We start from the raw sequence: 7,987 nt of genomic DNA on the forward strand, positions 1-7,987 counted from the left end.
CTTTGCAATTATGCTAGCTCCGCTTTCGGTTATCGTGATATATACGGCTTTCATATTTGCTCCAAGTATCGCTCAAATATCTTTTTGCCTATCTCATAATCAACTTCGTTTCTTATAGCTTGGCGTTTGTTTTTTATCTTAAATTCGTCTAAGCTAAAATCTTTAAAGTCTGCATTTTTTACGTGTTTTATCACTCTAAAAGCTGGAGTATTTATCCCATCAAGTGCAAAACTACTCCAAAAATAATGCCTGCCTATCTCAGCGGTCGGCTTTATGAGTGGCTCATAGTATGGCACTACATTTTCAACTACAAAAGCTTTTTTACAAAACATCTTAAGATACGATATAAGCTCATAAAGCCTAAAATCTGGCAAAACTCTCGTTGCCTCATTGCGTGAGTTATTACAAAAATTTAGCCTGCTGTGGCTTTGGCACGGAGGACTAGCCCATATAAAATCAAAATCTAAATAATTTTTAGCAGCATAATCCCAAGCGTCACCAATTATCACGTTGTCGTTTGGATAACGCTTTGTATAAGCTTTTGCTATTTCAGGGTCAAACTCAACGGCTGTTACCTCTGTACTTACGCCTTTTTCTCTTGCTACATCATCCCAATACTTGCGGTTACCGCCAAGCCCTGCAAAAAGGTTTAATACTTTCATCACGCCCCAATCCTTTTTATCACGCCCGTTAATATCGCCTTAATAGGTGATTTTTGCTCAGCTAGGGCTTTAAATTTAGCCACGCCCATAAACTTGCCGTCGTTAGCTCCACCGATAAAATATACTGGCTCGTTTCCGCCTACGCCGTTAAAGCCGTTATTCGCCTCGCTCTCGCCGATTAGATAATCGGGACAAATTTGCGGGGTTTTCGTGTAAATCTTATAAAGCTTGGCAAAGTCCCACTTTTTAAAATTCTCCCAGTCTTGCCCCTCTAGGTTGCAAACCTTTACCCAGCCACCCCTAGCACGCACTACTGACATTATCGCACCGTCTTTAAAGCATACGCTACGATAAGGTCCGTAGCGGCCTATCGCGTAAACTAGCTCGTCTAATGCCTTTTGCGCTTTGGCACTCTCGTCTCCGTTAAGCGCTTCTAAAATTTCCGCCGATGTAGGCATCGTAGGATATTTTCGTGTTTGTCTGACTAGTTTTAGCGCCGCGGCTAATTCACTCGCCTCGTAGTCCATTAAATCCTCGAAATAAAGCGCGATAACCGCCGGACTAAGATCAGCCTTGTAGTATTCGACTATCGGCATAAATACGTCATAAAACTCATTTGTCGTCATAATTTCCTCCTACTCTGTGACCTTGACCGCTAGCTATTAGCTGGGCTTCAAATTCCCTAAAAGCTCGCATCGTGTTTAGCGTGCCTTGATTTAGTCCGTGTGGGTTTGTCGTAGCATTGTTTGGCACGTTTCGCCCGCTACCCCCTTGCGTCTTGGGCTTAAACACCCCTTGCCACTCGTTTGCCATAGCTTCACGTATGCAAGCATTGACGTCTATACCATCGTTCGCCCATTTAGCCCACTCGCTAAATTTCGCCTCGATACCCTTTTGCGTCAATTTTTCTCGTCGTTCTTTTTTGTAGGCTAGATAGTCTTGCCAAAGGTTTGGATCAATGAAGTCAGGTAGTGAAACACCCTTAGGGGGTAGGGGGTTTTGTTTGGTCTGTGTTTGAATTGTTGTTTGGTTTGTGTTTGAACTGTCTTGATTATTATTCTTTATTGATTTTGTATTTTCACAATATCCATTTTGCATTTTAGCTTTTTCCATTTCGCGTTTTTGCAAAATGGATTTTTCGTATTCGCAATTTGGATTTTGCAATTCTAAATTATCGTTTTTGCACTCGTTCGTAACATCAAAATTAGCATCAATTAGATAAAGAAAATCATCGCCTAAAGAATACCAAGCAGTGCGGTCAAATTGACTTTTGTTAAAATTCCCTTTTACTATTGCATTAATCTTTTCAAGTTTCTTTAAAATTCGGTTTATTTTATCCGTGTTTTTATAGTATGGAAATTGTTCTAAAAATGCATCAAGAGTATTATAAGTCCAATGCCTGCCATTATAAAAATTTTTATTATTATCTTTGTTGTGTTTAGTCCAATAAGCAATATGCCCCAAGATATTTGCTTCATCAAAGCCTATTTTACAAGCCAATTCAACATCTACGCTATGAGTTTTAATCATCACTTAGCTCCTTACTTACTCTAGACACGTGTCTAGCACTAAATTTAGCCTTAACCGTTTGTAAGTCTAAACGATAACCGCAGGCACACTCCATTCTCACTGGATAATCCATTTTTAAAAACATTGACTCTTCTTTACATTTAGGACAAGCTCTCGGACTACCTAGTTCAGGATAAATAGCTAATTGGTCTTTTAAATTTAGAAATATCTCGTTAAAAAACTCGGTTTTTCGCTTTTCTATCTTGTACCAAAACATATCGCGCCTTTGTCCTACTGGGACGTTCAAGCTTTCATACAAGCTCCAGCCACCTTTGCGACGTTGATTGCAAAAGTGGTGACACACATCTTTAAAGTGCTTCTTTTCGTATTGGTTTTCGTAAAGTCCGCCATGTTTAGCATAAATGCGGAAATTAGGCGTATCTTTGCCTTGCTTACCTACAAAATTTTCTACGCAGTTCTTATGGCGTGACACAAAACGCACATTTGAGGGCTCATAATCTCCATCTGGGTCTATACGATCTATCGTAAGCCCCTCGCGTCCTTTGTTTTCTTTAAGTGCAAAAAGATAAAAGCTAGTTGGATTCTTCATCCACTCCTCGCAGATTTTTATACCTCTAGCACCATAAAATTTGTAGTCTTTGTTTTTAGGATCGTTGCAACGCCTCTTCATATCTGATAGTCGCCTGCGTTCTCTTAAAATTTGCTCTTTACTAAAGTCGCTTAAACTCATGTTTTCATATCCTAAAGTTGAAGTAATTTATCAACTCAAACAAGATAACGCCAGCTACAAGCGATGTAATCGCAAGCTCTATACTAGGCATTACGCTATCCTTTCAGCGGGTTTTAGTATTGATGTGCTGCACCCACTTATCACGTCTTTTTTTGATCCGATCTCTATCAAATAGCCTTTCTCTACTAACTCATTGACACGTCCGCAGACGCTGTTTATTGCTACGTTATACCAACGCGCTATCTCTTGCCTTGTCGCACCCTCTTTGTGCTCACAAAACATTTCATATACAGCTCTACGTTTGCCGCTTAGTTCAGGCTTTAGTTTTTTGTATGCCTCTAGGCTGTTATTCGCTACCATTTTTATTCTTCTCCTAGTTTTTCTACCTCTAAAATATATGCATTTAGGTTGTCGCCCCAAGCATAAAAAGGGTGTCCAAACTCTTGCAAAGCTGCGAATCTCACATCTCCATTAGGTTTTTTGTTGTTTGATCCACTCGCATATACATTGCAAGTCCCAGCCGACTTGTAAAATTTACCAAGCCATTTTCTAATCTTTTTTCTATATTCTGTCTGTTTCATAACCTTATATTACTATCTGTTATATAAAATATAACTTAAGGTTATTTGATTTTTAATTATTTTAGTTATAAAATATTACGCAAAGTTATATCTTGCGAAGGGGTAAAAAATGAAAGAATTTAAAGAAAAATTGTCAGATTTACTAAAAGAAAAAGGTATAAATACTATACAATTTGCCGATATTTTAGGCATTTCACAGCCTTTAGTTAGTCAGTGGTTAGCTGGAGAAAAGAGGACAAAAAAACATTTATTACCACTGGCTAAATTTTCAGGCTATCCGATCGCTTATTGGTTAGACGATACCATAGAAAAACCGACAGAAGCCCATAAATATGCAGATAATATCTCTTCTAACAGTACCAAAACTGTATATATCCCTTTTTATAAAGACGGGGTAGTTTCTGCAGGTCGTGGCGCTGAAAACGACGATTTTGGCGAACCTGAATTGCTACCTTTTAACCCAAACGATTTAAAAATTATGTTTAACGTTAGCTCTCACGCAAAATTAGGTATTGTCCCTTGTTTTGGTAACTCAATGGAGCCAACTATTAAAGAAAGCGACTTGGTTGTTTTTTGTGATGATATAAACCAAATAGAGGGCGCTATTTATGTTTGCAAATATGAAAACGAAATATTTATAAAAAGAATAAAAAAACGTCCTACATTGGCGTTAATAAGTGATAATAAGGACTACGAGCCAATAATTATTGAGGAAGAGTTAAACGTCGAAATTTTAGGACGTGTTGTTGGTTGCTATGCCATAAACTCCAAGAGAATATAATAAAAGTCCATTGCGAAGTATATAAAGGGCTAACGTTTGAGGATTATGGGATAAAGTAAGGGAAGTTTTTTAAAACAAAAAAGAGAGGTTAATAATGAGAGATATTGAAATAAATTCAGTTGCCGATTTGTTGCGAGCAAAAGATTTTATGTTGCAAACACAAAGCGACATAAAAATCTCTAAAATAGGCGATATAGAGTATAAAATTAAACTTGATGGTGGTCGTTTTAACGACTTCGATTTGACTTATATAGATGCAGGTGTTGCAAGAGTAGTATTGGAGTATCAAGCCCAATATGAGAATTTTATTGCTGGGTTAGAACAAAAATTTAACATTCAAATTCCCCAAAGCCAAAGAATGTTAAAATTTAAGCTTGAAAAGGGTTGTTTAGAAATTTCAACTGACATAAAAGATATTTTGAAAGAGGGGCTAAAACGTATGAGTGGATGGCAAGTAATGGTAGTTTTTATAGTTGCCATTGGTGGCTGGTTTGCTAATAGCAGCTTCCATAAATATACGGATCTCCAAGCAGAAAGTATCCAAAAGCAAGCTCAGCAAGCAAGAGATGAAGCAGAACAAAAACGACTAGAAACATTATCTAAAATGGTAAAAGACTTGTCTGCTGATCGTAGTTTGCAAGAGCCAGCTAATCGTGTTAAAAAAAGTGTTGCAGAAGTTTTACAAGACCAAGAGAAAGCTATAATAGCCCCTGAACTAGACGATCAAATAAATGCTCCTATAACTTCAGCAGATAAGGACAAATTTAGGGTCGTATTGCCACAAGTTGAAACACCAGATATAGAAGAAGAAATAGATGATTTGTTTCATATACAATCTCAATTTTTTACAAGCGAGAGACCTTTTAGAGTCAAAGAGCTTGGCAACGTAAATTTAAACTCCGATATTCTCTCTGTAGAAAAGAGAATAACACTTATACAAAAAGCCGAAAAACAAGAGCCAGTTAATTTAAAAATAAAACTTATTAAAGACGGCAAAACACAAAAAATAAAGAGTGCATATATTTTAGATGTTATTAAATAAAATATTAGTTGCTTTTATTGTGGTTGCTCCCCTCTTTGCCTTTTCAGCCAAAGTCATAAAAATATCTGACGGCGACACTATCACTGTGCTAAGCGGCAAAGAACAAACAAAGGTAAGGCTATATGGCATCGACGCACCTGAGAAAAAGCAAGACTACGGACAAAAATCAAAACAATTTTTAGCCAGCCTGATCGCAGGGCAAGTTGTAGAAGTAGAGCCAAAAGGCAAAGATAGATATAAACGCACGCTAGGTATTATCCACTACAAAGGGCAGGATATAAACGCTCAAATGGTACTAAATGGCTACGCTTGGGCTTATGTAAAATACTCAAAAATGTATGTAGATCAAGAAAAAATGGCTCGTGAGAATAAACGTGGGCTTTGGCAGAGCAGTAATCCTACTCCGCCGTGGGAGTGGAGAAAGCGTTAATTTTTAGGCAGTCTTAGGATTAGTGCTACTCCGTTATTGTCGCCTTTTTGTGTTAATATGTTAGTGGCTACATCATTTAATCTTATAACCACGGACGAGTCTTTTGGCATATTAAAATCAATATAATAGGTTGGAGTGTCATCAATAAAAGCACTCTCGGCTATTAAGTTTTTTACTTCGGCGCCAGTATCATTAACTACCTTAAACATTACAAAAAAATCAAATTTAGAAATACTTTGTTTTTGAAAATTCTCTATTTTATCACGCAGTCCCCTCGTTGCAATAACTAAAAGATTATTGTTTTGGTCTTTGCCTATTTTTAGCTCAGCGCCTTGTATTTCCGTTTCAAGTACGTTTTTACCAAAATAAACTGGTATAACAAAAGAAGCCACAGAATCCATTTTTACTTTATAGCACTCTTTAAACTGCGCTCCATTAAATACTTGCGGGATTTTTAATTTTAAATCGATAAGCGCCTTTGACTCCTGCCTAGAGTCCTCATAAGAATTACACCCCGGCACCTCAATATTTAAAATCGCAGTCCTTGCTTGATTGTCCACATTAAGCGTTGATAATGGCACCTCGGTTAAAACGGCTGTTTTACACCCTGCAAAAAGAAACCCGATTAAAACTAATAACAAAAACTTATTCATCCTTTACTCCTTATTTTTGATTAGCGTAAAATTTAGCTACCTCGCATAATTTTTCAGAATAGGCATAAATATCCTCAATTCTATCAAGTTGAAACCTTGTTTCATTTTTTTCGCTATCCATTATGCCGATCTGTTTTTTATTGTCGGTAAAATAAAGCCTGCATATCGGCTTACGGTTATTATCTGTAAAAAATATTGCAAAATAAGACTGGGCGTCTCGGTATATTATATTTTCAAGACTAGTAACCGCTGCCAAGATCGCCCTAATAATATAAAAAGCGTCTATCTCCTCTTGTGTGGTTATAATTTTATTTTCGTCCTCTTGTAGCGGTAGTGACTCTGTCTCTTTTTTTGTCTCTTTATCTAGTGCTGACGTTAGCCTATCCCTTACCATATCGTTTATGCGTTGAGCAAAAACTGCTTTTAATAGTGGTGTTATTTGATCTATTCTTTTTTCAGTGGCTACTTGATCGCTTATTTTTTTAAAAAAGAATGCTGCAAATTCACGGCTAGGATTTTCAAGCTCTGCGGCTACGATTTTATCAAGCTGGTTTGTGTACTTTAGGTTGTTCGCCGTGTTAAAAATATTTTCTAGATCAAAATTCTTTTTATGAAATTTCTCAAGCTCAAGCACTTGTGTATCTTTTATTTTCGTCACATCAAAGCTTAAAAATGGCGTTGTGTCCATTATATTTTTTTCTTCTAAGTCGGTATAAAATTTATAATCACGACCATTTGTCAAAATCGCAAATTTAGCTTTACTAACATTAAAGTATCTAAGCAGTTGTGACTCGTTTTTGGCGTTAAGCTCCGCCCCTATCTTTTTACATTCAATTAATAGCACTGGCTCGTTATTTTGAAAAATAGCATAGTCTATACGCTCGCCCTGCTTTGTGCCAATATCTTGGGTGTACTCAGGCATTACCTCTAGCGGGTTAAAAACATCATAGCCTAACGCTCTAATAAACGGCATTATAAAAGCATTTTTTGTTGCTTCCTCTGTTGTTATACTAGCCCCTAGCTTTTCTATATTAGCAGCTATCTCTTTTATTTTTAACTTTAGTTCCTCCATAAAATACACCTCCTAACAAAAAATTAATAAATTGATTATATCACAAAAGATTTTTTAAATATATAACTTTAAGTAATATTTTAAATAACATTAAGTTATATTTAATATAACCTTTGGTAATATTCTCTCATCGAAACAAAAAGTAGATAGGCTTCAAAGCAAAGCTTGACAGAGTGAGCCTCCTGCGAGTTGCAGGTTAATCACGTTTCAATCTGAAGCGTCAGTGATAGGGCGAAAATCTATCACTCAGCACCAGCCCTGATTTAGGATAGTTTTTCACAGGGTTATTAATAAAACGAAAAACACTACTTTTTCTAATAAAAGCCTTGCTTGCTTGGAGTAGGCGAAAGCCCACTAATATTTTCATATACAAATTTTCCTTTAAGTATAAATTGATTTCTAACATCTAGCTGGCGGTGGCGAGCAAGGTTTCTATTAGAAAAGGAGCAGTCATGCAAAACATTAATGACCTAGAGCAAGCTTTAGAGAGCCTAAAAGCGCTTATC

At 36.7% G+C, this 7,987-nt stretch carries 12 protein-coding genes; 3 read left to right on the top strand and 9 right to left on the bottom strand.

Going from position 1 to position 7,987, the window contains the following annotated elements; genetic code table 11:
* Positions 1 to 50: 50 nt before the first annotated feature.
* From B9N62_RS09995 to B9N62_RS10020, 6 genes are all read right to left on the bottom strand, one after another.
* Positions 51 to 662, bottom strand: a complete 612-nt coding sequence (locus tag B9N62_RS09995; RefSeq protein WP_087585361.1) for a DNA cytosine methyltransferase — start codon at positions 660 to 662, stop codon at positions 51 to 53.
* Entirely contained in the window at positions 662 to 1,288 is a 627-nt protein-coding gene (locus B9N62_RS10000; RefSeq protein WP_087585362.1) for a DUF6475 domain-containing protein, read from the bottom strand. The genes B9N62_RS09995 and B9N62_RS10000 overlap by 1 nt, the downstream gene beginning before the upstream one ends.
* A complete protein-coding gene (locus B9N62_RS10005; RefSeq protein WP_180382194.1) occupies positions 1,275 to 2,195 on the bottom strand; it encodes a hypothetical protein in 921 nt (306 codons plus the stop codon). Before B9N62_RS10005 ends, B9N62_RS10000 begins: the two co-directional genes overlap by 14 nt.
* Positions 2,185 to 2,922 (bottom strand): hypothetical protein, encoded by a 738-nt coding sequence (locus B9N62_RS10010; protein ID WP_087585364.1) that lies wholly within the window; start codon positions 2,920 to 2,922, stop codon positions 2,185 to 2,187. The genes B9N62_RS10005 and B9N62_RS10010 overlap by 11 nt, the downstream gene beginning before the upstream one ends.
* Before the next feature lie 90 nt (positions 2,923 to 3,012).
* Positions 3,013 to 3,282, bottom strand: coding sequence for a hypothetical protein (locus B9N62_RS10015; RefSeq protein ID WP_087585365.1), 270 nt, complete (start codon positions 3,280 to 3,282; stop codon positions 3,013 to 3,015).
* A gap of 2 nt (positions 3,283 to 3,284) precedes the next feature.
* Positions 3,285 to 3,503, bottom strand: a complete 219-nt coding sequence (locus B9N62_RS10020) for a hypothetical protein (protein ID WP_087585366.1) — start codon at positions 3,501 to 3,503, stop codon at positions 3,285 to 3,287.
* A 109-nt stretch (positions 3,504 to 3,612) separates the two neighbouring features.
* Between B9N62_RS10020 and B9N62_RS10025 the strand changes: the two genes are divergently transcribed.
* The 3 genes from B9N62_RS10025 (at position 3,613) to B9N62_RS10035 (ending at position 5,756) form a co-directional block, all read left to right on the top strand.
* Entirely contained in the window at positions 3,613 to 4,284 is a 672-nt protein-coding gene (locus B9N62_RS10025) for an XRE family transcriptional regulator (protein WP_087585367.1), read from the top strand.
* Between the two features lie 94 nt (positions 4,285 to 4,378).
* Positions 4,379 to 5,326, top strand: a complete 948-nt coding sequence (locus B9N62_RS10030) for a hypothetical protein (RefSeq protein WP_087585368.1) — start codon at positions 4,379 to 4,381, stop codon at positions 5,324 to 5,326.
* The gene (locus tag B9N62_RS10035; RefSeq protein WP_087585369.1) at positions 5,313 to 5,756 is read left to right on the top strand and encodes a thermonuclease family protein; all 444 of its coding nucleotides are present in this window, start codon (positions 5,313 to 5,315) and stop codon (positions 5,754 to 5,756) included. The genes B9N62_RS10030 and B9N62_RS10035 overlap by 14 nt, the downstream gene beginning before the upstream one ends.
* Here B9N62_RS10035 and B9N62_RS10040 read toward each other — a convergent pair.
* From B9N62_RS10040 to B9N62_RS10575, 3 genes are all read right to left on the bottom strand, one after another.
* Positions 5,753 to 6,409 carry a DUF7424 family protein gene (locus B9N62_RS10040; protein ID WP_085658541.1) on the bottom strand — a complete coding sequence of 219 codons (657 nt, stop codon included), beginning with the start codon at positions 6,407 to 6,409 and terminating at the stop codon, positions 5,753 to 5,755. The genes B9N62_RS10035 and B9N62_RS10040 overlap by 4 nt on opposite strands.
* A 10-nt stretch (positions 6,410 to 6,419) precedes the next feature.
* Complete coding sequence (locus tag B9N62_RS10045) at positions 6,420 to 7,481, bottom strand: type I restriction endonuclease (RefSeq protein WP_087585370.1); 1,062 nt, start codon at positions 7,479 to 7,481, stop codon at positions 6,420 to 6,422.
* A 220-nt stretch (positions 7,482 to 7,701) separates the two neighbouring features.
* A complete protein-coding gene (locus B9N62_RS10575) occupies positions 7,702 to 7,848 on the bottom strand; it encodes a hypothetical protein (RefSeq protein WP_180382195.1) in 147 nt (48 codons plus the stop codon).
* Positions 7,849 to 7,987: the final 139 nt, after the last annotated feature.

The organism is Campylobacter concisus (genome assembly GCF_002165785.1).
GTDB classification, from domain to species: Bacteria; Campylobacterota; Campylobacteria; order Campylobacterales; family Campylobacteraceae; genus Campylobacter_A; species Campylobacter_A concisus_W.

Coding starts and splice junctions, on each gene's coding strand:
- B9N62_RS09995 (WP_087585361.1), bottom strand. CDS start 662: ATGAAAGTATTAAACCTTTTTGCAGGGCTTGGCGGTAACCGCAAGTAT.
- B9N62_RS10000 (WP_087585362.1), bottom strand. CDS start 1,288: ATGACGACAAATGAGTTTTATGACGTATTTATGCCGATAGTCGAATAC.
- B9N62_RS10010 (WP_087585364.1), bottom strand. CDS start 2,922: ATGAGTTTAAGCGACTTTAGTAAAGAGCAAATTTTAAGAGAACGCAGG.
- B9N62_RS10015 (WP_087585365.1), bottom strand. CDS start 3,282: ATGGTAGCGAATAACAGCCTAGAGGCATACAAAAAACTAAAGCCTGAA.
- B9N62_RS10020 (WP_087585366.1), bottom strand. CDS start 3,503: ATGAAACAGACAGAATATAGAAAAAAGATTAGAAAATGGCTTGGTAAA.
- B9N62_RS10025 (WP_087585367.1), top strand. CDS start 3,613: ATGAAAGAATTTAAAGAAAAATTGTCAGATTTACTAAAAGAAAAAGGT.
- B9N62_RS10030 (WP_087585368.1), top strand. CDS start 4,379: ATGAGAGATATTGAAATAAATTCAGTTGCCGATTTGTTGCGAGCAAAA.
- B9N62_RS10035 (WP_087585369.1), top strand. CDS start 5,313: ATGTTATTAAATAAAATATTAGTTGCTTTTATTGTGGTTGCTCCCCTC.
- B9N62_RS10040 (WP_085658541.1), bottom strand. CDS start 6,409: ATGAATAAGTTTTTGTTATTAGTTTTAATCGGGTTTCTTTTTGCAGGG.
- B9N62_RS10045 (WP_087585370.1), bottom strand. CDS start 7,481: ATGGAGGAACTAAAGTTAAAAATAAAAGAGATAGCTGCTAATATAGAA.
- B9N62_RS10575 (WP_180382195.1), bottom strand. CDS start 7,848: ATGAAAATATTAGTGGGCTTTCGCCTACTCCAAGCAAGCAAGGCTTTT.